A 24,696-nucleotide genomic window follows, 5' to 3' on the forward strand; every position below is an offset into this window, starting at 1 on the left:
TTCCTTGTCGATCGACGAATTGATCAATCTTCAATAACTAGCGCGAGGGCATCACGATGACTCAGGTTCGCCACATTTCAGCGCTTTTATTTGCTCGTTCTTGATCGGAATCACACAGGCGCGACGCTTCTCACCGGGCGCGCGAAGCTCCGTAGTGCTTAACGTCAGGTGCAGACCGTCATCTGTAAATACAGGGGCCTCGAATCCAGCATCGGCGTAACCGGACTGGAATGACTTGCCGTCAAAACTGCAGAACCGCGTCAATGACAACACTCGCCATCCACCGTCAGGCGCGAGAATTTGGACCGTCAAGCATGGGTTGTCGAACGAGTAGAGATAGCGCGCGACTACATCCTGGTAACGCTTCGCGCCGGATCTGGACACCTTATTCATATCAACCACATCACCCGAGTCATCTGCCACGATCCTGTCCAGATATGCAGCGCGTTCCAGGCTCATTCTGATGATGCAGCTATCGACGGTTGTAGAGTGAAGCGCCGTATCAGGGTCGATATCCGTGGCTTCGAGCGGGCATGTGGTATCGCGCAACTTGATCCACGCACGCTGTGACTCTCTGGCGATGGCCATGAAAGCCTTGCCCTGTTCAGGGTCGCGTTTTTGCTGAACCTCAAACCTTGCCATCAGCTTTTTGTAGCTGGCATTGAGGTTGGCGTCGGCCCGCTTAAGTTCGGCCGCCACGCATTGATTAAATTCCAAGCTAGAGGTAATGACTTCGCATTCGTCCTCGGCGTGCGCATATAACGCGCATAGCATCCCAAGAGGTAACGCGATAAAGCGGACAATCCTGTTCAATTTTTCATTCCCTGATGTGCAGTTCGCTCAATCACTCTTTGCGGAATTTTCTGCGCCTTGCCGTCGGCGCTCATCGCGTCGCGGTACTCGCGGTAATAACGCTGCGCTTCTTCTTTCCGATCAAGGCGCCAGAGTGAATCGGCGATGTTCAACATCAGTACCGTGCGCTTACCAACGGCCTCAACGCCGCGATAAAACTTCAGCGCCAGCTCATCGTTACCGCCCTCGGCCAAGTAGAAAGCCAGATCGTTAAAAGCTTGAACATTGCGCGCCGGTGGGTGACAAGCCATATAGGACTCTGGACTTATAGTGCGAAGATTGAATGCGAGTTCTTCCACGCGAGATTGCGGCATCTCAATATTTGAGACCTGCTTCAATAAGTCCTTTGGAGACGGCGTCTGCATTACGAGATCAGGCGCATCCTCTTCCCCGGAAGTCCACCGATTGCCCTCCCACTTGCCGTAGCAAAACCTGGCTGCGTGCTGACTGAGCACGCAACCGGTCTCCATTGAAATGACCCCGCAACCAGTTTCCTCTGTCGGGATTTCTTCACCCTCCTGGCCAATGACAACGCCATACAGAGTCTGAAGGAGGAGCAATGTTTTCTTGTCGGGACTTAACCAAGCCTCATGCGTTTCAGTACCCACCGCGGGTACATAGAGGGGAAACGTTTTTCCATTGGCGGTAAACGAGGCAACCGCCGCCTCCGCAGCAGGCCTGCCCCATGTCTTGTCCTTCAGCGTCACTAAGTGCCCGCCAACCCCCACGATCTGAATATTTTCAGACAAGGCATTGGCTGAAGCTGACAGGCTCATGACAATCATCAACCACTTAAGACCGCCCGCGAGAAGACGGTTCATCCACTCACTCCTCATCCATCGGCGACGATTCCACGTCGGTCACGCTCAGCAGCCGGAATTCGTTGTTCACAAATTCGTAGTAACGGTCCCGGTTGCCGCTTTCCAACGCGTTCCCCTGGGCGTCTTCTTCACCGTCGAGCGTGATGCCGGAGACGATGATCAGGCGACTGTTGGGCTGGTAGACCATGCCGAACGTGCTGCCGTCGTAAGCATTGGGCAGACCGCCAACCACTTCACCGGTCTGAGCGTCCAGCACTTCGCCGCAAATCGCGCTGCCGCCACAGCCGAGCCTGTGCAGGATGTAATGGCCGGCGAAGTTGACCTTGCCTTTCAGGGCTTGCACCCGTGCTTGGTCCATCATTGGGCTGCTGTTTTCTTGCGGCACCAGCTTATGGTTGGGGCCGGTAAAAACTGGCGTGATGGTGTAATCCTTGAAGGTTGGATCGGCAGCGAATGCCATGGACGCGGCAGCCAATATCAAGCTGCCGAGAAGAACCGAAAATCCTTTCACGTAGTAACTCCATCGAGGCAATGCATTTTGGGTGTGTTCATTTGAAGGCAATGCCGCGCACCGCTTTCCTGATTTTCTCGAACTCTTCGTTGCTGATCGCCAGCGGGGCGGATGAACCCGATTCCGCCGAGCCAATCAGCACGTCTTTACCCCTCAGCAGGCAAAAAGCGATGCGGGTAATGTGCCGTCGTGACTTGTCGTGGAAACCGAAGATAAAACCCGAAGAGTTCTCCCCACCCCATTGTTCGAAGGTGTAGGTATTCGCACGACCCGCCAGAGAGTTGGGCACCCAGCCCTGATCGGTAAGGGTCGCCGGACACCTGCGGTCGTTGTCGTCACGCAGGACTTGCACCGCAAACGCATCGTCTACCGGGGGTTTCCAGTCGGTGAGAAGCGAAAAGTACTCCGAGTTTTCACACATCAAACCAAACCACGGCTGGCTGAGTTCACCGTGTTTCTCGAAGTGCCAGTCGGCACCACTCGACGTCTGCGCTTGCCACAAGCTGGGGGCGCTGGACGGTTTGGGCAGTTGTTTGGCTGCGATAAATACCGAATAGAAATCATCGAACTTCAGCCATTGGTTCTGCAGCAGCGGCATGGAGAACCGACACGAACCCATGTCTACAACTGTCTCGGTCGGGCCTTGCGCAACCGGCGACTGGCCGGGCTCGTTACCGACCAACACAGCAGCTGCGGCGGTCACATAACCCACCTGTAAAAGCACGACCAGACCAAAGATCAATTCGCGGAGGTATCGTAGTTTCACTTCGCATCCTTCGAATTAATCAATTGCAACTCACCATCCCGATACAACACCTCACACCCCACCCACGCCGGATCCACCTGCGGCATCACCGCCGACGGCTTGCGCAACTCCCGCAACAACGTCGAGCCATGCGACAAGCGCCCACCCATTCGCGCAATCACCGCCCGCGCCGCTTGATAGTGCGCGTGCCGCCCCGGATCGAGGGTGTCTTCGAGCAGGATGTCCTCGCCGAGGATGCCTTGCACCTGCCCCGGATAAATCATGAACCCGGTGGCCTGCTCCGCACCTTCGCGACCGTCCTGCCAAAAACTGCCATCGCGGGTGCGCACATCGGGGTGCGGTGCAAACCAGTGCTCGCGATCCGCCAGCGGCATGGCGTGATGCAGACGGAAGAAGATGCGCATGAGGTTGTCGCGGTACCACTCGCGCACTTGCAGGTAGTAACCGCGCAGGCCCGGTAGGCCGGTCGAATGCGCGAGGCGGATCAGCCCTGACCATTGCGGGAATGGCTGTAGCGGCAGATCGCTCGACGCGGGCCGAGGGGTGGCCGGATCAGTTTCCCACGGCAATCGATGCGGGCTGTTTTCAAGGTTGTCGTAAGCGGTTGGCGGGCGGCCCAGCCAATCACCGCCGCTGCTGGCCAGCGCCGTGGCGATACACAGATTGCCTTGCACCACGAACACGTAAAACCGGGTGAACCAGTCCGCGAGTTGTTGGCCATCGGCAGCTTGGGCGACGAGTTCGGCCAGTTCCTGATCGAAGCGCTGCAAGCCGTTTTCAAGATTCAGCAAATGCCCGCGAGCCTTGCGTTGCATACGCAAAAACAACGGCAACGAACGCAGCATCTTCAGCGGTTGCCACGGCAGATGCGGAGTCGCGCCACCGATTTCACCAGCGTAGTTACTCGCGCTAATGCCCCAGTCGGCCAGCCGGGCGAGAAACAGATCATTGTTGATGTAGGACGCGCCGCCGAAGACGGCGGTGAACGGCTCGTTGTCCTGCAACACCCGCGCATCCCAACGCGCCATGATCGCCGGGATACTTACGGCGGCGCGGCGCTGGGCGTACTCAACCAGTGCGCTCGGTTGCGGCGGCAGGATCTCGGCGATGTTGGCGGCTGTGAGGTGCCGGCGCCAGCCGTAATCGCTGATTGGCCGATATTGCAGCAGCCACAGTTGCGAGCCATCCCAGGCCCATTCGACGTCGCCGGGCACGTAGTGGAACACGCGCAACACGTCTTGCAGAAAGCGCCAGAGCAGGTCTTCGGTCAAACCGTGGGACGGCGTGAACGTGCCGCTTCGCCAAGCATCGCCGAGCAGCGAAAGCGTTGCCCGTGAGGGGCTGACGTGACCGTCGGCGAGCGATTCGAGATGGCCTTCAACCCATTCCAGTTCTACCGAGAGATGGCGCACGAAAGCGATCCCGGACACTACCGGCGTGATGAAGCGTTGCACCACCACTTCCTCGACGCCCTCGGCCGTCAGTTCGGCAATGCGTTTCGGCACATTGGCGGTCGGTTCGCGCAGATAGGTGGTGCTCAAACCGGCATTCGCCGAATCTGCCTGATCCTCGCCGTAACTGGAGGAGCGCACCGCCCAGGTCACATCAGGTTGGGCGGCGAGAAATGCCGGCAGACGCGGATCGGTGCAATCGTTGAGGGTCAGCGCTGCCGGTACCGCTTGCCGCGCCAGTTCAGCCAGGCGCAAACGCCCACCCTTGGTGTGCGCGACAAACCCGCGCTCGCCCGACTCCAGCCACTGCGCGAACTGCGCAGGCGAGTCGATCCACGGGTAATGACCCCAACCAGATTTGAGGCTGATGGTCAGATCAGCGCGCGCAAGAATCGCCGACCATGCCGCCGCTTGCTCGATGCCGAGCACCGCGTCCTGATCGCCCCAAACCAGCTCGACCGGATCGGTGATCCACTCCAGCAGCGGCAACGCGGTGTCGGCCCGCACCAGATCCCAATGCGGCACAAACGCACGGCAGCGCGCATAGCCGGCGCCCATGCGCTGGTACTGCGCGGGCGTCCAGGTCTGGTTGGAGAACTTGCGCGCGAACAGCGTGGGTTTGTTCGACAGCAGCCAGTGAATGGTCTTACGAATCGGCAGTGGCGACATCAGTGCCGGTAACCGCCGCTGCCACAAAAACGCACCGACCGGCGCCAGCAAAACACTGCGGGAAAAGTGCCCGGGCCGACGTTGCAGCGCATGCAGCACCAGCAACGCATTGACCCCGACCGCCATGATCGCGCTGTCCTTCTGCGTCATCGCCAGCAAGGTCTGCGCGTAGTCCGCCAGATCCTCGCAGGGCGGTTGTGGATTCGCGCCGAAGCCCGGCAACTCCAGCGGCACCACGTCGTAGCGCTGAAAGTGCGGCAGCGCGTCATCCCACCAATCGGCGGCGCTGCCGTTGCCGGCCAGCAGGTACATCATGGACTTGCTCATGAACGATCCTCAGGTCAGATCGCGCAGAGCGGCGTCGAGGGTTGGAAAGCGGAATGTGTAGCCAGCCTCGGTCAAACGCTGCGGCACCACGCGCTGACCGTCGAAAAACAGCTCCGCCATTTCCCCGGCCAGCGCGCGTACTGGCGCCGCCGGAATGTGGAACCACACCGGGCGTTTGAGGACCTTCCCGGCATTGGCGGCGAACGCTGCTTGAGTGACCGTTTCGGGCGCGACCATGTTGTAAGTGCCGACTAGACTTTCATCGTCGAAGGCCCGGGCGATCACCTGAAGCACATCGTCGCGATGCACCCAGCTCATGATCTGCCGACCATCGCCCATACGACCGCCGAAGCCCAGGCGGAACGGCAGCAGCAACGGCGTCAACGCACCGCCGGGGCCGAACACCACACCGAGGCGCAGCACCACCTGACGCACGCCGAATTCCGTGGCCGGTTGCGCGGCAGCCTCCCAACGCGCGCAGAGTTCGGCCATGAAACCGTCGCCCTTGCTGGCGTGTTCGTCGAGGTTTTCGCTGGCATCGCGCACACCGTAGAAGCCGATGGCCGAGGCCTGAATCCACAGCGCGGGTTTGTGCTTGGTGTTCTTCAGCCAGGTCATCAGCGCTTCGGTGGTGCCGACCCGGCTGGCGAGCAGTTGCGCCTGACGCTTGGGGCTCCAGCGCGGCCCGGCAACCGGCGCACCCGCGAGGTTGATCACCACGTCGAAGGTTTCATCGTGGCTGAGTTCGCTCAGGGACTGCACGCTGCGAACGCGACCGCCGAACAGATTGGCTGCTTTCAATGGATCACGTGCCAGCACACTCACGGTGTGGCCGGCGTCGAGTAATTGATTGACCACCGCCTCGCCAATAAACCCGGTTCCACCGGTGATCAGCACTCGTTTGTAGGCGCTGCCGGTAAACGGGTTGGACTCGTTCGGTGCTTTTTCTGGACGGGATTTTTTGCGGTCATGGCGATACAGCCAGATTAGCGGCGGCAACAGCACCAGCAGCGCAAAACCGTCGAGCCACAGGTGCGACCAGACCTGTTGTTGCGCCGAGAGCCACATGTCCTGCGGCGCCCATAACAGGATGCCGCCCATCAACCAGCCCCACACCATCGGCGCTTTCGAACGATTGCCGATGTGCACCAGCGCGAGCATGTACAGCGAATAACTTTGCAGCGTCGCGCCGAACAGCGCGAGCCACCAGACCTGTTGTTCGTGGCCGGCGGCGGGTACTGCGTCGGTGCCCCAGAACGACAGTTCGAGAACGTGCAGATAGCCGTCGAGTAATCCGGAATGACCAGCCCAAGTCAGGGTGAGACCGGCGAGAATGTGCACGATTGCGGCGGCGTATAGCCAGAGCACCAACGCTTGGCGAAGGGAGTTCGAGGGGACTGGCATTCCGTGTCCTGAGCGCATTCCTTGGGGGTGGGGAGTTTAAAGGAAAATCGCGGTCGTCAGATGCTCAAAAACTAAACGTTTTACCGGACGTATTCAGACTCAACGACTGCGAAAACGCATCAGACATGACCCGGCATTTCAGATGCAGTGACTGGCCTTGATCGGTTCAGTGCCCTGCGATCCCAATCGCTCCACGTTGAAGATGCCCAACTGATTACCTTTGTCAGCCGCCATTTGATAACAGGCTAACGCTCGGGACATATCCTTCGTTCCAAGCTCGCCACCTTCAAAGGTCGAGGCCAGATAATTCATCGCGTCTGTGGAACCCATGGTGATCGCCCGAATGACCTGCTCTTTCGCTTGCTCGGGATGGAGGCAAGGGCCGCTATAGTCGGTGGAGTTTCCGACACAAAAAAACGTGGCATAGGCCAACGCGCCACTCGGTATTTTCGAGGCCGCTTTGAACAGCGCCTCAACCTTAGCGGTTTCCAACTGAGACGCCATTTGCGAAAGGCTTAGGCTTGCCGCCGACAGGCTCGCCTGTGCATCACCCGATTCTGCAGCACACACAAAATTTTCCAGCGACGCTTCAATCAACTCCACCGTCAGCGGGTATTGTTCAAGAAACCCCAGCCCACCCAACGCTTCGGCACGCTGATAACAGAAGTTCTCGGCCCGGCTCATTCCAGGGTTGTCCGTTGCGACAAGATCCTTTTCGTTGATCGACCAATCCTCAATCCCCTCAAGCACCCAGCACGCCTGACGAGAGAAGTTGAAGATTTTCACATTGCTGTTACCCGCCCGTTTATCCACAACGTTGACGTGACTGTCATCGACCTCTTCGATCTCGACTCCAGGTGTCTTGCCGGGTGTAATGGCGGCCATCAGCGGGTAGGTGAACGTTGTTCCACTAACACCGGAGGTCGAAGGTTCAAAGGTACTTCGATCCTTTCCCGCCACCGGTTTCAACACCAGGGACTTGACCGTCATCGCAGTGAGACGGCGTTGTGATTCGCTGTTGGCGGAAAACGCTGTCAGGAAAGGCGCGAACTCCTCCGAGGGGCAAGCGTCGCTGGTGGGAGCCGTCGAAGCGCTCTTATCGGATGCAAGCGCAGGGACAATCTTGTCCAGATACGCCGAACGCTCACGACTCATTCTGGCGATGCACGAGTTGACGGCGAACACATGCGCCGGCATCCCAGTCTCGATTTCGAATGCTTCCAAAGGGCAGTTCGCATCGCGCAACTTCAACCACGCACGTTGCGACTCCTTGACCTTCGCCGCGTACTCCGCGCCCAACGCCGGATCTGTTCGATAGTCAGACTCAAGCCGCGTCATCAACTGCTTGTAGCTGACGTTCAATTGCGCATCGGCAGCCTTCTTCGCCGCCTCCGAGCAGGGCACCATTTCCAGACTTGAGGTGACCTGGCTGCAGTCATCCTGCGCATAGACCGCTGAAACCGACAGCAGCAGAGTGGCCAGCAGCGTAAAAACAAAACGGTTCACTGTGTTCATCCTTGAGTCATTCAGGTTTTGCGTTTGGTGAATCGGGTGATGCATTGCTTGGGTATGTTCATTTCCCAGTAAGTGCTGAGCAACGCCTTACGTTTTTTGTCGACGCGCAGGTTAACGAAGCCATCGCCGCAGTCCGGCTGCAACTCTTCGAACACGCCGGTTTTGGCTTGATAAATGAACACTCGGTAGTAGTCATAAGTGCCCATGCCGTCATCGAGCTGCCAGATCGCGAAATCCTTGTCGCCGTCGAAATTGAAATCGTCGAACTGCATGTGGAGTTTATTCTCGGCTTCAAAATCGATTGTTCGCGACTCGCTGTGCGTTTCACTTTTTACTGCGATGTTCAGCTTGGAGCCTTCGAGAACCAGCGTCGCTTCGACGCCTTTGGTTGGGCTGAACGTGGTGGTTTCGGCTAACGCCGGGATCGTCCACATCAGGAAAATCAGTAATAGCGTGATATTTTTCAATTGCATAAACTCGCAATAATTCCACTTGCACCCACCGATGCTAAATTCAATTCATAGTTTTCATCTGCACACCTAATATACGTCACCACAGGGAGAGACACCTTTCAGTAGTCCTCCCCTGACACCCCCAAAGCTTCAAAGGCCGGGGTATGTTATTTTTTTTGCAAAAGAACTTTCATCCACCAAATCTTTCTTACTAACACCATACTTATTAATTAAATCGTCACGCGACCCTAACGACCCAAAAGAGCGAAACGAATTACTATAAACGTAATTCACCAACTTTCCATCTAACGAATAATAACCATGCCACTCAGGGCACGCACCACAGCCGCCGTAACCGCCGATGGAAATTAAGCTTCCCTTGCTCCCTTTAACACAAGCCATCGAAACGACCACATTAGAAAGTATCTTCACATTCGATCCGCTGCTGGTCACCTGTGATATTTTATCAACCTTCCGACGGTTCTCTTGTCCATTTATCTTGATTATCTGATCTGTACATACTGGGAGGCCACTGTGATCCTCCGACTTTGCGACGGTGTCATTTTGACAAATAGATACAAGCTCCACCTTCGATCCATCACATTCCAAGATATCTATTTTTTCAGGCAAGCTGGGATTTTGAGCAGAAGCAGCCATTGCCGAAGCACAAAGAAATGCTGCGACACCAACACGATATTTATTGAAATTCACCACATCACTCCATCAAGTCTGCAACAAAACCGACTTTCATCGGCAGATCACTTTCACCAGCCAACTCTTGACTTACCATATTATTATACTCTGCAACGACATCCTCCAGCTTCACGGTAGGCTGACCATAAGGAGACCCTGGAAGACTCGCCCACTCTTTATTACATTTTTTAATAGCTGCCTTTATATCCCCTCTCATGATCTCTGGAAGTGCATCTCGACGATATTTCAGAATAACAACGCAGTATCTATCTTGCATTGCAGGTGTAAAATCTGTAATACCGTGCTCTTCCCGCAGCTTAATGATACCTGGGTCATCCCAAACATATCTCATGACCTGATAGGCGCCGGCAGCAGTAGAAGAGATAACTTGACCGGTTTTCTTAACCGTCTTTTCCATAAGAAGACGAGGATGATCTGCAAACGTTTTTCCATAATCCTTAATAAAGGATTCTCCGCCAAACAGATGCTCATAACCTTCGAGGCCGATCGTTCCCTCACCAATCTTGAGCATTCTCAGGAAAGCCCGAATCCGCGCCTCCTCAATGGTCATAACATGAATTTTCTTCAAGTTATCGATAAATGCTATTGGGTGAAAGTGATAAATAGATTTCGGCAAAGCAATTTGCATTGCCCCTGCCATTTCGTCCCAAAAAACGAGCTTATCTATTCTTTCTTGTTCGAGTTTGAGTACAGCTGGGGATTCTAAAAGAATTTTGTTTAAGCGTGCCCACTTCGGTTCAGATGATTTTGCCTGCCATTCCGTAGGATGATAGGCAATAAGTTTGGTCCAGCGACTCCGGAGTTCTGCGTCTCGCAGCGCCGACTGCAACTCTTCAACAGTAACATTACCGTCCGCCACACCCTTGCTGTCGATTTCCGAGTAAATTTTCTTAAAGAAATCCGGCATTGCATCAACATCGAGAAAACCATCAGCACTTTCGTTATTCTCTTTGACAATGCTGAATCCTAGCCTTTCCCAATCATGCTGACTGATTACCGTAGCACTCTCTTTTTGCAAGAAACCTTCAAGCGAAGTAGTCTCCCCCTTTACTGAAAGCCCAAACCATTCTTTTCCGCTTGAATCCTTTGTAACTTTCGCCTTACTCAAAGCTACAATTATTTTTTCCCCAAGAGGTGGCTGCTTTGGAGAAAAAGAGATTTTTCCATCCGTCTCAGTTTTTTCATATAGTACTGTGCCACTTTCAAGAACGAGATGCTGATTACCGCCTGTTAACCCTTTTGGATTTTTTATAAGGCTAGCGATATCATCACTACTGAAGACTTCAAGATGGACCTGACGCTTACTTATTTTCCCGCCACCTGGCCCTGCCAACACCTCATTCAAACCCAGGTAACCAATCGGGTCGCCAGCTTTGATTGCAATATTAGTAAGAACCACGCGATCATAATTAACAGGTATAACTGGCGCCCAATCAACAAGATGATTTGACTTATCATTCTCCACACAAGCCCAAAATGTAGATGGAACCGATCCACCTTTTTTCAATCCAGTAGGAGCGCCTGAACTACTAGGTACAAAAGTGCACTCAGCCATTTTCAGCAGCTTACCTCTCACATCTAAATTCAGAACTTTTTCACTATCAAATTCGATAACACTAGAAGTACACAAAACCATTTCTGAACTTATTGGACTACCTGCTTTTGCACCGTTAACTTGTGACTCTGGCGGATTACGCAATTGCAGGCCTTTCGCGGTGACCGTAGCTCGAACCTTACCCTGCCAATATACAGGTCTCAACCTCTCAGTTTTAGCCTCTGATGGGTATTGCGCAAAAGGCAGCAGATGCATATAAAGACTGAAAAAAGTCATTACATCTTCTGAAACCACATTACCTTTTTCAACAGGCCTCCCAGGAAACTTATAATCATGCCTCACCAAGCAAAACGAATTTGAATAACGCAATTCGGTACTTGCGCCATCTTGCTCAAATACTGACTTGACGTAGTCTTCATTCAAACGATAGGCAACTACAACGCCGTCAGCAATACACCGAACAGGTTGGACGTCGGTGCATTGTGGCGCACTCAGCTCACTTACATGGATGCCACCATGCCAAAAACTATGCCCGCCCAGCAAATAGTTTCCTGATACTTCTTTTTCAAGCACCGAATAGATTTCGTCCGAGCTCTCATATTGACTCCCATCCGCCTTTCGAATTGGAAACTGAAAAGTCATTATTGGTGCAGGACTATTCTGTTTTGGTGCAGGAACTGGTGCGGGGGACGAAGCTTCGCCTGTTCGAAACTCTTCTTTAGCCCTGAGAAACTTTGTAGGAATCGGCCAGTAGAAGGCCGGATCTTTAGTGCCAAAATAAGTAAATGATGGCCCTTTCCTCGTCTGCGCACCGAAGAACTTGCCTGCAGTACCGGTGGGATTAACGTCAACAACAATACCGGTATGAAATAACTTATCCCCACCACCCAGCGGATCTTCATTAATCCAAAGAGCGATATCACCTTTCTTGACGTCGGGTGGCACCACGGTTGTGTAGTAAGTGGAATCCACCATTACACGGGTATCTTGATACGGGATTTTGTAGCCAGCCCCCGTCAGCAACAAATTAACCATGTGCGAGCAGTCGATTAACTTATTACCGGCCGCATTTGTTTTTATGCCATCGCCACCCATCTTGTACACGTAGCCACGGTTTTCGTAATTACCCGTTAAATCTAATGGTTCTGTCATTTCTGCATCCTGCAAATCAATAGCAATGGCTGGTTTCTGTGGCGTCAGCGGTTTGCGATTTCAATCTGGTTAAATTACTCAGGGCGATGGCATTTCCTTTACTGGCGGCCAAGCGATAGCAATCCAGTGCTCTGGAGGCATCCTTGGTTACCAATCTTCCGGTCTCGAATGTATCACCCAGTTTATTTTGAGCATCGGAAGAGCCCATTGATGCGGCGCGAATCAATTCCCTTTCTGCTTCTTCAGGATGCTGACAAGGACCCTCGGGGTCTGTGTCGTTGCCATAACAATAGAAAGTGGACAATGCAGAAGCTCCGCTTGCCAGAGTAGCGGCGGCGGCCTTGAGCAGGGCTTCGACCTTTTCTGTTTCCAATTGAGATGCCATTCCGGAAAGACTCAGACTGGCAGCACTGAGACTTGCCTGAGGATCGCCGGAAGCTGCTGCACACAGGTAGTTTTCCAATGCTGCTTCAAAGAGTTCTCCCGTCAGGGAGTATTTGTCCAGGCCACCAAGGCGTCCGTAAGTTCGCGCACGCTGATAGCAAAAGTTCTCGGCGGTACTCAGGGTCGGCGTGGTCCCTTCAACAAGGTCTTTATCATTGATCGACCAGTTCTCGACGCCCTCGAGTACCCAGCATGCCTGACGAGAAAAATTGAAAATCTTGATGTTGCTGTTACCCGCTCGCTTGTCCACAACGTTGACGTGACTGTCGTCGATTATTTCGACTTCAACCCCGTCTGTCTTGTTTGTGGCTAAAGGTGCCATCAGCGGAAACGCCAATGTGGAGCTGTTGATCTCCGCCGTTTGCGGCTCAAGAGTCCGCCCCTCTCCTTCGGGTTTCAACACCAGCGATTTCACCGTCATCGCAGTCAACCGCCGCTGAGTTTCGGCATTCGCAGAAAACGCCGGCAGAAACTGGGAAAAGTCCTCGGACGGACATTCATCCGCATAAGCGCTGCCATGAAACAGGCTCAACAGCGACGCGGTGAAAACCGCTATCGCGATGCCATTGCTCTTCTTCAAAACACGATTCATGTCGATCACTCGGAAAACACAAAAAAAGCCTTCGGTTTAACCTTCTCAGGCGGTGCATTCAACAACGCCTGATCCATCAAACTCCCCGCCTTATCCTTGTCCGCCGCCCCCGGCAGCACCGGCGGCTTAATCCCGATGCCAGTACCCGACCCAGCCGAACCACCCGCATTGATCTTGATCACCGGCCCAACCACCGTCACCCCACCGCCATCCAGCTTGATAAAGCTCCCACCCCCAAGAATGGTCAGCTCTGTCCCCGCCTCAATAACAATCTTGTCCCCAGCCTTGAGGTGTATCTCTTTCCCCACGCTGGTCAGTTGCGCAGTCCCCAGCTTCACATTCTGGTTTTGCCCAACCGTCAGGTGATCATCCAGCTTCGCTTCAATCTTACGGTCGGAGATCGTGGTGCGATGTTCTTCAGCCTTGAGCTCGGTGTAGGTGTTCTTAACCACCGTGTCATGACGCTCATTCCCGACCCGAATTTTCTGGTCATGCTCAACGTTTTCATCCCAATCACGCTGGGCATGAATGTAGATCTGCTCCGCACCTTTCTTGTCTTCGATGCGCAGTTCGTTATACCCACCGCCACCCGGTGAGCTGAGTGTTTTGAACACGCTGCGCGTCTTGTTCGCCGGCAGTGCGTACGGCACCGGGTTTTCCTTGTGGTACAGGCAACCGGTCACCAGCGGTTGGTCGGGGTCGCCTTCGAGGAAGGTGACGAGGACTTCCATGCCGATGCGCGGGATGCTGATGGCGCCGTAGCGGTCGCCGGCCCAGGAGCTGGAGACGCGCAGCCAGCAGCTGGTTTTGTCGTCGGCCTGGCCTTCGCGGTCCCAGTGGAACTGGACTTTGATGCGGCCGTACTGGTCGCAGTGGATTTCTTCGCCTTTGGGGCCGGTGACCATGGCGGTCTGGCTGCCGAGTACGCGCGGTTTCGGGTGTTCGAGGGCCGGGCGGTAGAACACGTCCCACGGGGTGGCGAGGAAGGTGTTGCGGTAGCCCTGGTGGAAGTCGTCCTTGTTGTCAGTGGTGTCGCTGGTCACGCCTTCTTCGAGCACTTGCGGCTGTTTGCCTTCGTGGAAGAGTTCGGTGAGCAGCCACAGGTCGTTCCACTCGCTGCGCGGGTGGTCGGACAGTTCCATGAAGTGGCCGCTGACCAGTTTGGTCTGGTCGCCGCGACCTTCGGCCTGCCGGTAGTCGGCGCGATGGCGTTCTAGGGCGCGTTGGCTGAGGAACTTGCCACGGGCGCGGTCGATGAAGCGGCCCGGGTAGTCGTAGTCTTCGAGATCCGGCTCAGTGCTCTCGCCTTCGGGTTTGTAGGCGGCTTCCATTTGCAGGCGCGGTTTTTCGAAGTCGTAGTCGCGCCGTGTGATGCGGCTGGTGCGGGTTTCCAGGCGCAGCTTGAAGCCTTTGATCACCGGTTCTTCGGCGACCATGCCGCTGCCCTGCACGTACGCAGTTGGCTGACCGAGTTTGCGGAACACGGTCTGGTCGTCGCCGAATACCAGCAGGTGGCCTTTGTCGCTGTGCTGGAAGTGGTAGTGGATGCCTTCCTCTTCGCACAGGCGCTGGACGAAGTGCAGGTCGGTTTCGTCGTACTGCACGCAGTAGTCGCGGTCCGGGCACGGCTGGCTGAGCTGGAAGTTGTAAGCGTTGCCCTTGATGCCGTGTTCTTCGAGGATCAGCGCAATGATTTTCGGCGCCGACATCTGCTGGTAGATGCGCTGGTTGGTGCGGTGATGCAGGTATTGCAACTGCGGCACCATCGACACTTTGTAGCGGGTCAGGCGCTTGCCGGCATCGCCTTGAGCGACGCGGTAGATCTGGCCGTGGATGCCCGAGCCTTGTGGATCGAATGCCAGAAACGCTTGCTTGTGCAGCAGTTGTTCGAGGTCCAGATCCGGGTTTTCGCTGACCAGTTCGAGGTCGAAACGAAACGGCTGACTGATGCCTTCGGTGCCGGTGAACGACAGCACTTGCAGGTCGCCGACGTAGTCTTCGACCTTGAGGCTGAAGTGGGTTTCGTTAGCTGGGTTGAACATAAAGTGCTCCCTGTTCGAATGTCATCCGTTACGCCCGAAGTCGCAGACGTTGCAGCCAGGACGAAGTGGCGCCCAAGGCGTCACGCAATTGTTGGGCAGTTATGGTGCGTTCTGCCGGGTTGAAGCTCAGCGCGGTTCGCAGCGCTGGCCAGCCGTGTTTCGGTAAGTTCGCCGGGGCTTGCAGTTCGCGCTCCAGGTGCTCATCGCGCGCCTGAGTCGAGGGCAAGCGGCGGAACGGGTGTTTGCCGCCCGCCAGTTCGTAGATCACGCAGGCCACGCCGTACACGTCCGCGCTGGCCGACAAAGGTTGGCCCTCAAGCAGTTCGGGGGCGGCGTAGCCCGGGGTCCAGGCGTTGAAGCGTTCGCGACTCAGATGCGGCAGGCCGGGCATCACGCCCTCCTCTGCCTGACCGAGGCCGAAGTCAAAGAGGCGCAAGCCGTCTTCGCTGAGCATGACGTTGCTCGGTTTCATGTCACCGTGCAGCACGCCGCGACCGTGGGCGTAGGCCAGCGTGTCGAGCAGCGGCAGGACGATGTCGCGCAGTTCTTGCCACGGCAGGCCGAGGGGCCGCTCGCAGAGCAATTTGTCCAGGGTCAGGCCACGCATATATTCCATGGTGATGAAGGCCCGCTGGCAGTCGGTGTCGACTTCAAAGGTGTGCGCACGCACGACGTTGTCGTGGCGCAGGCGTCGGGTCAGGGCGAACTCGCTGTAGAGCAAGGCACTGGCGTCCGGCGATTCGGCAAATTCTTCGCTGAGGATTTTCAGCGCAATGTAAGGGTCGGGATCGCCGAACTGTTCGTGCAGCAGATCCCGCGCCCGGTAAACGGCGCCCATGCCACCGGCCCCGAGCAGACGCTCGAGGTGGTAGCGACCGGCGAGTACATCCGGCAGTGCACCGATGCTGGCCTTGGTTGGCGCCAGCAAAGGCTCTGCCTTGTTTTCCTTGGCGAAGGCGAAGTAGGTCAGGTTGTTGGCCTGTTCTTCGCTCATCAGCAAGTCATCGATTGGCGATTCGATTTTGGTCATTGGCGGATCACCACGGCTGTCAGGTTGTCGCGCGCGGCGCCGCGCAGGGCGCCGTCGAACAAACGTTCCAGCGCCACGTGCGGCGCGCTGAGGCTGAGGGCGGTGCCGAGGGCATCGCTGCTCAGGCCCTGATACAAACCATCGCTGCAGAGCAAAAACGCATCGCCCGGATAGACCTCGAGTTCCAGTACATCCAGGGTCAGTGTTTCGGCCGCGCCAACAGCTCGGGTCAACGCCTGAGCCGCCGGGTGTGCTGCCGCTTGTTCGACGCTCATTTGTTGCTCGTCGATCAGTTGCTGTTGCAGCGAATGATCCTTGGACAGCTGATACAGCCGCTGCCCACGCCACATGTAGCAACGACTGTCGCCGGCCCAGATGCAGGCCGCGCGATTACCTTCCACCAGCAGCGCGACGACGGTGCTGCCCATGATGCTGTCGTGACGTCCGGCGGTGACCGTCAACTCCTGCCCCAAACGCCGGTTCAACCAGTGCAGGCACTGGCGAATGGCTTTGAGGCGTTCGTCGAAGTCCTCGTGTTGCGGCAGTTCAGCCAGGCTGGCGACGATCAACTGGCTAGCGATGTCGCCACCCTGATGACCGCCCATGCCGTCCGCGACCACCCACAGCCCCTGCTGTGGCGAGTCGAGGAAGGCATCTTCGTTGCGCGCCCGCACCTTGCCCGGGTCGGTCCGCGCCGCGCTGCGCCAGGCACTGGCCACCAACATCAGAGCTGCACCGGCATACGGAAGGTGCGCAGCACGCCCATGTCGAACGGGTTCGGCGTGCGCTGGCTGGTCAGCAGGTAGTTGGCGCGCAGGCCACCCACGTCGGCTTTCAGCACCAGCACGTCGCGACCGCTCAGGTACTCGGTCTGCATCAGGTCGAACAGGCGGAACAGCGACCATGGGCCGGAGTTCTTCTCGATGCCGATCGGGCGCCCGGCCATTTTGTCCATGACCAGACTGGTGCGACCGTCTTCAGCATCGGTCGGCCATTTGAACGACATTGGCAGGATCGGACCGTGGCGGTATTCCATGGTCTTGTCGCCGAACTTGAACTCGGAACGACTGACTGCCGGGTCGAGGGTGTAGGGCTCCAGTTTGAACTGCACGGTCGGCTCGGCCGGGTTGATCGAGAAGAAGCTCTGACGAATCGTCAGCGCCGCTGCCATCTGGTCCAGGTACATCTTCGATACCGGCAAGCTGTGACCGTCGACGCTGCGCATGCGGTAGTTGCCCGGATCGCCGCTGACGAACGGACGCAGGTAGCTGTCGAAGAAACGGTCGACGGTGCCTTGAGCGCGGAAGAACTCGCGGAAATCGCTGATCGCTACGTCGCTGGTGCTGCTGGCGCTGAACGGATAACGCTTGCTGATGGTTTTGCCATACACGCTGTACAGCTCGTTTTGATAACGACCGTTCAGGTATTGGTAAGCATCGTTAAGCACCAGACGCCAAGAGTCTTCGGCCAGCACGTTGAACCACACGCTGAGCGGACGCGGCAGACGGCCAGACGCATTGCGCAGGTTGGTCAGCGCATCACGCTGGCCGCTCATGCGGGTTTTCGCCATTTCGAACGCGGCTTGTTCCGGCGTGCTGGAACGGGCCAGACCGGCCAGTTGCAGTTGCAGGTCGTTGAGCGCGCTCAGTGCAGGCGTCAGGTCCGCAGCCGGGCCGTTGTTGTCATCGAGCAAACGATGCAACGGTTCGAAGCGGCGTTGCAGCGACTTCTTCGCGGTGTCCGGCAGGGTCTTCGCCACGTTCAGGGCCGAAGCCTTGTCCGCGGCGGCGGCGGCAAGTTTGCCAACCTTACCCAGTTTGCCTTTCTGCCCAGCCAGCGCATCAGCAGCGTCGCCAGCTTCTTCGACAGGGTCTGCAGCGGCCTGGAAGCGGGTGTTCTCACGCACTTCAGTGAGCAATGCCAGCACCGGCGAGTTGGCCGAGGTCAGGCCCGCCAGTTGCTCGGCGCCTTCACCGGCATCGCTGATCGGCGGCAGGGCAACCTGGCCAACGGCTTCGCTCCAGTAGTTGGCGTAGTCGCGGAAGTACAGCTGCTCCAGCTCGACCATCAGGCGACGCAAGTCCATGTCGCTGATGCCCGCGCCTTCGCCCAGTACCCAGTTGTCACGCAGGATGTCGGTGACCAGCGCCGAACCCTGCACCGAGAAATACTGCTGATAACCGGTTTGCGTATAGAAACCCGGGATCACGTATTCGGTGCCGATAAACAGCGAGCCTTGTGGGCCGAGGTGTTGGCTGAAACGGTAGTCCGGCAGGTTGCGCGCCTGCTCGCGGAGCATGCGGTAAACCACCGTGGCCAGCGATTCGCTGCGCAATACCTGACGCGCCTGAGTGACCAATTGGTCGTTCAGCGGGTAGATAAACGGCTGCTTCAGCAGGCGATCGAGGTGCGCACTCAAACCGTTCTGTACGGCGGTGTTGCCGGTATAGCGCGTCGACCAGTCAGTAGCGACCCAGTCCTTGAGCCACGCGGCATCGCGACGATCCTTCATGTTCAACATCAGGTACGCGCGCAGGCTGTTGAGCAGGCGGTCGCGGTCCTTCATATTGGCGCGGATCTGCCCTTCGAGCATGGTCGCCACCCGTGGCAGCAGTTGCTTTTCAAGCTCGCGCTCGTAAGCCTCTTTGACCACTGGATTGACGTCTTCACCTTGATACAGACCGCCGCGCTCGTGATACGACACGTCGCCTTTTTTCGGGAAGACCTGGGTCGCGGCGTAGCTGGTGTCGAGGGTTTTCAGCACGCCCATGGCGTCATCACGCGGCGAAAGTGCCGTGCGCTGCTGCGTCCAGTTCTGCGCCAGATTGCGCAGGTTTTCCAGGCGCTCGTAGTTGGCCGAGAAACCACCGGCCCAGAGCATGCCGAACAGCGCCAGCGAAGCGAGTGCGCCGACGTACAGCGCACGCTGGCCCCAATGGATGCGGCTGCGTTCGCGTTTGTCCAGACCGGCCAGATCGGCTTCGGGGAAAATCACTTGGCTGAACAAGTGATGGATAAACCGCGAGCGACCGCTGCGCAAGGTCGGCAGCACACCGGCGCTCATGCCGAGGCTGGCGCCGATGCCGGCGGTGGTCGCATCCATCTCTTGAGTCAGGTGCGGCGCGCTGGTCAGGTAGAAACCACGCAGTTGCGTGGCACGCTGATAACGGTTGCCGGTGAACGCCATGTCGACGAACAGGCACAGGCGCTCGCCGATCTGCCCCAATTGATGCGGGAAGTCGAGGATGCGGCCACGGCGCTGGGTATCGCGCTCGGAGTGCATGCGCATGATCACTTGGCTGTTGAGGCGACGCAGCAGTTCTTCGAACTCGTTGCGCAGCACAGCGACGTCGGTGCCGACCTGATCCTTGCGGAAACTGGTACCGAGCACTTGATCGCTTTCTTCGCGAGTCAGTTGATCGAAGAACTCGTCGAAGCCGAGCAGCTTGTCAGCCTTGCTCAGGACCAGATACACCGGCACATCGACGTGCAGTTTCTGATGCACGTCTTGAAGACGGCCGCGAACCTGGCGTGCGAGGGTATCGATGTCCTGTTCGCTGCCGCCGAGCAGGGTTTCCACCGGGATGGTCACCAGCACACCGTTCAACGGACGCCCGCGACGGCGCTTGCGCAGCAGTTCCAGCAAGGTGGTCCAGGCGCTGCCGTCGACTTCCGCGTCAGGCTGGGTCATGTAGCGCCCGGCGGTGTCGATCAGCACACCGTGGTCGGCGAAGTACCAGTCGCAATGACGAGTGCCGAGGGTGTCGCGGGTCAGCTTGCGGTCGATCTTGTTGATCGGGAATTCCAGACCGGAAAAGTCCAGAAGACTGGTTTTGCCCGAGGCCTGCGGACCGATCAACAGGTACCACGGCAAGTCACTGCGCCAGCGCTCGCTGCGGCCGCGATACAGGCTCGACGTCTTCAGGGTTTTCAGCGCGTCTTTGAAGCGCGCCTTCAACTCCTTCTGTTCTTCGTCGATCAGCTCTTCGCGGCGAATGCGGTCCTGGCCGTCCTCGCTTTCTTCCTCGGCTTTCTTGCGGATACCGCTGCGCCAGCTGACGAAGACCATGGTCAGGCCCCAGATCAGGAACAGCACAGCGATGGTCAGCAAGCGAGAGGTCGAGCTCTCCCAGAACTTGTAATCATCAACCGCCAACAACGGGCCGACGAACCACACCAGCAGCGCCACGAACAGCACCAGCAGCAAGGTCCAGACCCAGGTCTGGCGCAGGAAGGCGCCGACTTTCTTGAAAAACTTTTTCATCACACGTCCCTGTTTACGGCTGCGACTGCGGTTGCACCGCGGCCGGATCAAGCGGCTGATATGGTTGCAGAACGGTGTCGCGCTGCTCGCCCAAGACCCAGGCGAAGCCCGAATACATCACCACCAGACAGACGAAAGTGAACAACACCACCATCCACGCCGGCACGATGCGCACCAGGTTACGGCGCTGATCGTTCAAGCCTTCCCAGTGCGGCGACAACTCGCGCGGCACGTCGCCACGCAACTGACGGATCTGCCGATACAAGGCGTCACGGATGCCTTCAAGTTCGAGCATGCCGCGCGCTTGCACGCGGTACTTGCCTTCGAACCCGAGGGACAGGCACAGGTACATCAGCTCGAGCATCGGCAGATGCTTGACCGGGTTCTTCGACAGTCGATCGAGCAACTGGAAGAACTTCTCGCCACCAAAGGTTTCGTTGTGGAAGCTGCTCAGCAGGCTCATCTGCGACCATTCGCTTTCGTTGCCCCACGGTGTGGTCACGACAGCTTCGTCGACCACGGTGCAGAGCACGTAACGCGCGGCCATCACCTGGCTGCTTTCGGCGCCATTGTGCAGGGCACGCACTTCAAACAGCTTGAGCCCGGCGGTCAGGCGCTCGTTGAGCGCGTACAAATCTTCGCGGGTTTCGCTGTGCTTGAGGCGCACCACTTCCGAAAGCAGTTCGGACGAAGCAGCGACCAGCGAATTGAGGCTGATGTTGAACGCTTCTGCCGGGCGCAGGCGCGCGGCGTAGATCATGCGTTCTTCCAGTTGCTCGAAACGCGGCGGCGCGGCGAAGTCGGTCAGCGGACTCGATGCCGGTCCGTGGCCTTGACGATCGAGCAGGACGGTTTTGTCGTCCTGGTTGTAATCCGTTTCCTTGATCATGTCGGTCAGTTCCTGATGGCCCAGAATTTCAGTTCAAGCTCGGCGAATTCGCCGGACACATGGAACGCGAAACCGCCGGAGCGCTCGAGTTGTGCCAGGTCTTCGGAACTGAGTTCGAGGATGAAATAGGTTTTGTTCGAATGGAACGCGATCTGCCGCGGGGCCACCGGCAACGGTTTGACCTTGATCCCCGGCAAGTGCAGGTTGACCAGTTGGCGGATACGCTCCACCGGGCCGACCTTGAGGTGCGCCGGCAAGCGGTGGCGCAGTTCTTCGGAGTCGCAGTTGGCACTGGCTGCCAGCACGAACGACGCCGAGCCGAGCAGTTTGTGGTCGTGCAACGGCGAGACGATGATGCCGTACTGACGCGCTTGCAGGATCAGTTCGATGGCGTGCTGTTCGAGCACCATCGACAGCACCTGACGAATCGCTTCCATCAGTTTGCGGAAGCTCCCGCCCTGGTCAGCGTGGGAATAGCGGCTGTCCAGACGCGGGCGTTTGCTCTCGCCGGAGAAGGTCGCCAGATCGCCGAGCATGGTCAGCAACGTGCGGTACAACTCTTCCGGGTGCACTTGCTCCAGACCAAGGTAGTGGCGCAGCAATAGTTCGGTGCGGTTGATCAGTTGCAGCATCATGAAGTCACCGACCTCAGCACCGCCGACCTTGCCGTTGGAGCGAATCCGCTCGGCAATCGTGTCGCCACGGTGGTTGAGCATGCTGATGACTTCTTTCAGGCACGACAGCAGATAGCTGGAGGCGTGGGCCTGAATGTAGGTCGGCACGAAGTCCGGGTCGAGGCTGATCACGCCGTCCGGCGTGGTGTCGAGCACGTCGCAGATCTTCAGCTTGACGTAGGCCTGATCGCTCTGCTGCTCGCCGAGCAACAGTTTGAAGTCCGGGCGACCGCAGCTGACCTGGCTGGCGGAATCGTCGCCGGCGTTGGAGTCGGCCACTTCGGCGTCGTACGCGGTGTAACGCGCGAGCACGTCGGATTGCTCCGGACGGCGCGACTCGATGTGGTTGCCGGTGACCAGCGGCAGCGCCAGGTAGATCGGCGTGTTGCCGGTGTTCGGCGGCACGTCCAGCGCCAGCGGCTCAGTGTTGCCACCGAGTTCGAACAGGCTGCCGTCCGGCAGAATCCCCGAGGCTTCACTGATCACCAGTTTGCCCATGTTGAGGAACTGCAAGTCGATCTCCAGATTAAGGAAACCCCAGGTGTAGCCACCCAGCAACTGGGTGCGGGTTTTCATCTGGTGATCGTAATAACGATCGTTGTGCTGGAAGTGCTGCGGACGCAGCAGCATGCCTTCCTGCCAAATGACTTTATGGGTATTCATGTTCAGTCATCCGCCTTGGCGAGCACTTGATTGGTGTTGCGGATGCCGGTCTGGTCCAGAGTCAGATCGACTTCGGTGACTTCCAGCGGAGTGATCTGAACGGTGTGGCGCCATTGGGTTTCCGGCAAGTCGCGGTAAGCGGCGAGAACGCCAACATAAAGGCTGCCCTCTTCCACCTTGAGCTTCATCTCCACGGTTTCACCCGGGCGCAGTTCGAGCTCTTCGCTGGCCACCAGATCCGGGTTGAGGGATTCCTTGGCGCGTTCGTAAAGGCTGAAGAAATCAGCGTTCTCGAAGGTCACCGGGTGCTTGAGTTCGAACAGGCGCACGACGATCGGCGACGGCCGACCGTTGAGGTCCGGGTTGAGCTGATCGCTGCCGGTCAGCTTCAGGTTGATCTTGGTCACTTTCGAGTACGGCGACAGCGACGAGCAACCGGCGAGCAGCACCAGCACGGTGAGCGCAGTCAGCGTCTTGAAAAAAGCGGTCGAGCGGCGAGACATGCGCATCATCCTTGGTGGTCGGTGTGGAGGGTGGAGATCAGGCGGATCTGTTCTTCGTAGGCCTGGGCGAAGTCGCGGGCCAGCAGACGCTCGCTCCAGTCATCGTCCTGACGCAGCGCCTGGTGATAGCGGCCGAACGCTCTCCAGCGCCCGCCCGATGTCGCGATCAACGGCTTGTTGTCACGCTCGAAACGCAGGGTCAGTTGCTCCGGCGAGAAGTGCTCCAGGGTGCCGCGTACGGCGGCGCGGCTGGCGGTCAGCAGTGCGACTTGATGCGCCTGCAGATCGCGGAACGCGCGGGAAATCGCTTGCTCGGCCGGCAGATGGCCGGGCTTGCTTGGCTGCAACAGAATCTGCAGCGCTTCGCTCGGATCGACGGCGAATTTCAGCGGATTCTTGTTGGTGCCTTGCACGGTGGTCTGGGCCAGACGCAGTTCGTTTTTCAGCTCCGAACGGGTGCGCAGGCTCTGCTGCAAACCGCCGATGCTTTGGCGCAGCAAGCGCGCCGCGTTCAACGCCAGGGCTTCGCGTTCGTCGTGGCTGAGGCCTTTGACGTCGACACCCAGCGCCGCACCGAAATGATCCCAGAAACCTTCGCTCTGGCGCTCGACGGCTTTCGGTGCCGGAGCGGGCTCAGGTTCGACCGGAGCGGCAATCAGCTCCGGCACCATCAGGCTTTCCATGTCGATACGTGCGTAGTCGGCACGCTGACGGGAATCCTCAGGCTTGGTGTTCGGTGCCAGCAGTTCGTCGATTTCCGAGTACACACGCTCTTGCTGTTCGAGAGCATTGAGCGGATCGAGATCCAGAAATGCGTCATCGGGAATGATGCTGCCGGCAGCGCGTGGACGGCCGACTTCACCGTCGAAGGTCGCCGGGTCACGCACCAGGCGCGCGCGAATCTCGAAGTCACCCAGTACGTAGGTGCTGCCGTGTTCGATGCGCACCGGTTCGCCTTTGTGCAGGCGTGCGCCGCTCTCGCCGTCCTGGACACCGTTGCTGCTGGTGTCGGTGAGGAAGAACGTGCCCTCGCGGTAACTGACAATCGCGTGGTGATTGGACAGATGACGCTTGCGGTCAGGGATGATCCAGTCGCAGTCCTCGCCCCGCCCAATCACGCCGCCGGCCTGTTTAAAGGTCTTCTGGCACAACTCGGTGGGCACGAACTGCTTGGTGTTCAGCATTTCGAAAACCAATTCCATGTTTGATGCTCCTTGCGGTCACTTGCCGCGATTGACCGCTTGCGGATCACCCAACGGGCGATAGTCGTTGTCGTTGAATTTGTAATTGCCGCTACAGCCGCCAAGGCCGCATAGAACGACGAGGGTCAGCAGGACAGCGTGCCAGTGACGAACAGACATCAGAGGGTCTCCAGGTGTAGACAAAGCACAAAGCGCCGACCCTTG

General features: G+C 57.6%; 20 protein-coding genes. All 20 read right to left on the reverse strand.

Annotated features, from left to right (window positions below):
• Positions 1–51: 51 nt before the first annotated feature.
• Positions 52–813, reverse strand: coding sequence for a lysozyme inhibitor LprI family protein (locus ACOYXH_RS24810; protein WP_238156312.1), 762 nt, complete (start codon positions 811–813; stop codon positions 52–54).
• Positions 810–1,673, reverse strand: coding sequence for a tetratricopeptide repeat protein (locus ACOYXH_RS24815; RefSeq protein ID WP_460066463.1), 864 nt, complete (start codon positions 1,671–1,673; stop codon positions 810–812). Before ACOYXH_RS24815 ends, ACOYXH_RS24810 begins: the two co-directional genes overlap by 4 nt.
• Positions 1,674–1,677: 4 nt before the next feature.
• Entirely contained in the window at positions 1,678–2,133 is a 456-nt protein-coding gene (locus ACOYXH_RS24820; RefSeq protein WP_460067313.1) for a hypothetical protein, read from the reverse strand.
• Positions 2,134–2,221: 88 nt separating this feature from the next.
• Positions 2,222–2,950, reverse strand: a complete 729-nt coding sequence (locus tag ACOYXH_RS24825) for a hypothetical protein (protein WP_460066465.1) — start codon at positions 2,948–2,950, stop codon at positions 2,222–2,224.
• On the reverse strand, positions 2,947–5,397 hold the full coding sequence (locus ACOYXH_RS24830; RefSeq protein WP_460066468.1) for an alpha/beta hydrolase: 2,451 nt from the start codon (positions 5,395–5,397) through the stop codon (positions 2,947–2,949). The genes ACOYXH_RS24825 and ACOYXH_RS24830 overlap by 4 nt, the downstream gene beginning before the upstream one ends.
• A 9-nt stretch (positions 5,398–5,406) precedes the next feature.
• A complete protein-coding gene (locus ACOYXH_RS24835) occupies positions 5,407–6,801 on the reverse strand; it encodes a TIGR01777 family oxidoreductase (protein WP_460066471.1) in 1,395 nt (464 codons plus the stop codon).
• A gap of 138 nt (positions 6,802–6,939) precedes the next feature.
• Positions 6,940–8,307 (reverse strand): lysozyme inhibitor LprI family protein, encoded by a 1,368-nt coding sequence (locus tag ACOYXH_RS24840; RefSeq protein ID WP_320413657.1) that lies wholly within the window; start codon positions 8,305–8,307, stop codon positions 6,940–6,942.
• A gap of 20 nt (positions 8,308–8,327) precedes the next feature.
• The gene (locus tag ACOYXH_RS24845) at positions 8,328–8,789 is read right to left on the reverse strand and encodes an XAC2610-related protein (RefSeq protein ID WP_320413658.1); all 462 of its coding nucleotides are present in this window, start codon (positions 8,787–8,789) and stop codon (positions 8,328–8,330) included.
• A gap of 129 nt (positions 8,790–8,918) precedes the next feature.
• Complete coding sequence (locus ACOYXH_RS24850; protein WP_320413659.1) at positions 8,919–9,479, reverse strand: hypothetical protein; 561 nt, start codon at positions 9,477–9,479, stop codon at positions 8,919–8,921.
• Between the two features lie 4 nt (positions 9,480–9,483).
• On the reverse strand, positions 9,484–12,189 hold the full coding sequence (locus tag ACOYXH_RS24855; protein WP_460066474.1) for a glycoside hydrolase family 24 protein: 2,706 nt from the start codon (positions 12,187–12,189) through the stop codon (positions 9,484–9,486).
• A gap of 16 nt (positions 12,190–12,205) precedes the next feature.
• Entirely contained in the window at positions 12,206–13,225 is a 1,020-nt protein-coding gene (locus ACOYXH_RS24860; RefSeq protein WP_320413661.1) for a tetratricopeptide repeat protein, read from the reverse strand.
• A 5-nt stretch (positions 13,226–13,230) separates the two neighbouring features.
• Positions 13,231–15,267, reverse strand: a complete 2,037-nt coding sequence (locus tag ACOYXH_RS24865) for a type VI secretion system Vgr family protein (protein ID WP_460066477.1) — start codon at positions 15,265–15,267, stop codon at positions 13,231–13,233.
• Positions 15,268–15,295: 28 nt separating this feature from the next.
• Positions 15,296–16,297, reverse strand: a complete 1,002-nt coding sequence (locus ACOYXH_RS24870) for a serine/threonine-protein kinase (protein ID WP_316917331.1) — start codon at positions 16,295–16,297, stop codon at positions 15,296–15,298.
• Positions 16,294–17,022, reverse strand: coding sequence for a PP2C family protein-serine/threonine phosphatase (locus ACOYXH_RS24875; RefSeq protein WP_397483744.1), 729 nt, complete (start codon positions 17,020–17,022; stop codon positions 16,294–16,296). Before ACOYXH_RS24875 ends, ACOYXH_RS24870 begins: the two co-directional genes overlap by 4 nt.
• The gene (tssM, locus tag ACOYXH_RS24880) at positions 17,022–20,561 is read right to left on the reverse strand and encodes a type VI secretion system membrane subunit TssM (RefSeq protein WP_449122534.1); all 3,540 of its coding nucleotides are present in this window, start codon (positions 20,559–20,561) and stop codon (positions 17,022–17,024) included. Before tssM ends, ACOYXH_RS24875 begins: the two co-directional genes overlap by 1 nt.
• A gap of 13 nt (positions 20,562–20,574) precedes the next feature.
• On the reverse strand, positions 20,575–21,450 hold the full coding sequence (gene icmH / locus ACOYXH_RS24885; RefSeq protein WP_016985783.1) for a type IVB secretion system protein IcmH/DotU: 876 nt from the start codon (positions 21,448–21,450) through the stop codon (positions 20,575–20,577).
• A gap of 5 nt (positions 21,451–21,455) precedes the next feature.
• Positions 21,456–22,787, reverse strand: coding sequence for a type VI secretion system baseplate subunit TssK (gene tssK / locus ACOYXH_RS24890; RefSeq protein ID WP_007920300.1), 1,332 nt, complete (start codon positions 22,785–22,787; stop codon positions 21,456–21,458).
• Positions 22,788–22,789: 2 nt separating this feature from the next.
• Positions 22,790–23,290: a type VI secretion system lipoprotein TssJ gene (tssJ, locus tag ACOYXH_RS24895; RefSeq protein WP_166221888.1), complete on the reverse strand. Its 501-nt coding sequence runs from the start codon at positions 23,288–23,290 to the stop codon at positions 22,790–22,792.
• A 5-nt stretch (positions 23,291–23,295) separates the two neighbouring features.
• Positions 23,296–24,492, reverse strand: a complete 1,197-nt coding sequence (tagH, locus tag ACOYXH_RS24900) for a type VI secretion system-associated FHA domain protein TagH (protein WP_034152083.1) — start codon at positions 24,490–24,492, stop codon at positions 23,296–23,298.
• An 18-nt stretch (positions 24,493–24,510) separates the two neighbouring features.
• Entirely contained in the window at positions 24,511–24,651 is a 141-nt protein-coding gene (locus tag ACOYXH_RS24905) for a hypothetical protein (RefSeq protein ID WP_003229566.1), read from the reverse strand.
• Positions 24,652–24,696 lie beyond the last annotated feature (45 nt).

The organism is Pseudomonas sp. Mb7, from assembly GCF_054790525.1.

Excerpts from the sequence above, each read along its gene's own strand:
- ACOYXH_RS24815 (WP_460066463.1), bottom strand. The coding sequence starts at position 1,673 with ATGAACCGTCTTCTCGCGGGCGGTCTTAAGTGGTTGATGATTGTCATG.
- ACOYXH_RS24820 (WP_460067313.1), bottom strand. The coding sequence starts at position 2,133 with ATGGCATTCGCTGCCGATCCAACCTTCAAGGATTACACCATCACGCCA.
- ACOYXH_RS24830 (WP_460066468.1), bottom strand. The coding sequence starts at position 5,397 with ATGAGCAAGTCCATGATGTACCTGCTGGCCGGCAACGGCAGCGCCGCC.
- ACOYXH_RS24835 (WP_460066471.1), bottom strand. The coding sequence starts at position 6,801 with ATGCCAGTCCCCTCGAACTCCCTTCGCCAAGCGTTGGTGCTCTGGCTA.
- ACOYXH_RS24845 (WP_320413658.1), bottom strand. The coding sequence starts at position 8,789 with ATGCAATTGAAAAATATCACGCTATTACTGATTTTCCTGATGTGGACG.
- ACOYXH_RS24855 (WP_460066474.1), bottom strand. The coding sequence starts at position 12,189 with ATGACAGAACCATTAGATTTAACGGGTAATTACGAAAACCGTGGCTAC.
- ACOYXH_RS24860 (WP_320413661.1), bottom strand. The coding sequence starts at position 13,225 with ATGAATCGTGTTTTGAAGAAGAGCAATGGCATCGCGATAGCGGTTTTC.
- ACOYXH_RS24865 (WP_460066477.1), bottom strand. The coding sequence starts at position 15,267 with ATGTTCAACCCAGCTAACGAAACCCACTTCAGCCTCAAGGTCGAAGAC.
- ACOYXH_RS24870 (WP_316917331.1), bottom strand. The coding sequence starts at position 16,297 with ATGACCAAAATCGAATCGCCAATCGATGACTTGCTGATGAGCGAAGAA.
- ACOYXH_RS24875 (WP_397483744.1), bottom strand. The coding sequence starts at position 17,022 with ATGTTGGTGGCCAGTGCCTGGCGCAGCGCGGCGCGGACCGACCCGGGC.
- tssM (WP_449122534.1), bottom strand. The coding sequence starts at position 20,561 with ATGAAAAAGTTTTTCAAGAAAGTCGGCGCCTTCCTGCGCCAGACCTGG.
- icmH (WP_016985783.1), bottom strand. The coding sequence starts at position 21,450 with ATGATCAAGGAAACGGATTACAACCAGGACGACAAAACCGTCCTGCTC.
- tssK (WP_007920300.1), bottom strand. The coding sequence starts at position 22,787 with ATGAATACCCATAAAGTCATTTGGCAGGAAGGCATGCTGCTGCGTCCG.
- tssJ (WP_166221888.1), bottom strand. The coding sequence starts at position 23,290 with ATGTCTCGCCGCTCGACCGCTTTTTTCAAGACGCTGACTGCGCTCACC.
- tagH (WP_034152083.1), bottom strand. The coding sequence starts at position 24,492 with ATGGAATTGGTTTTCGAAATGCTGAACACCAAGCAGTTCGTGCCCACC.
- ACOYXH_RS24905 (WP_003229566.1), bottom strand. The coding sequence starts at position 24,651 with ATGTCTGTTCGTCACTGGCACGCTGTCCTGCTGACCCTCGTCGTTCTA.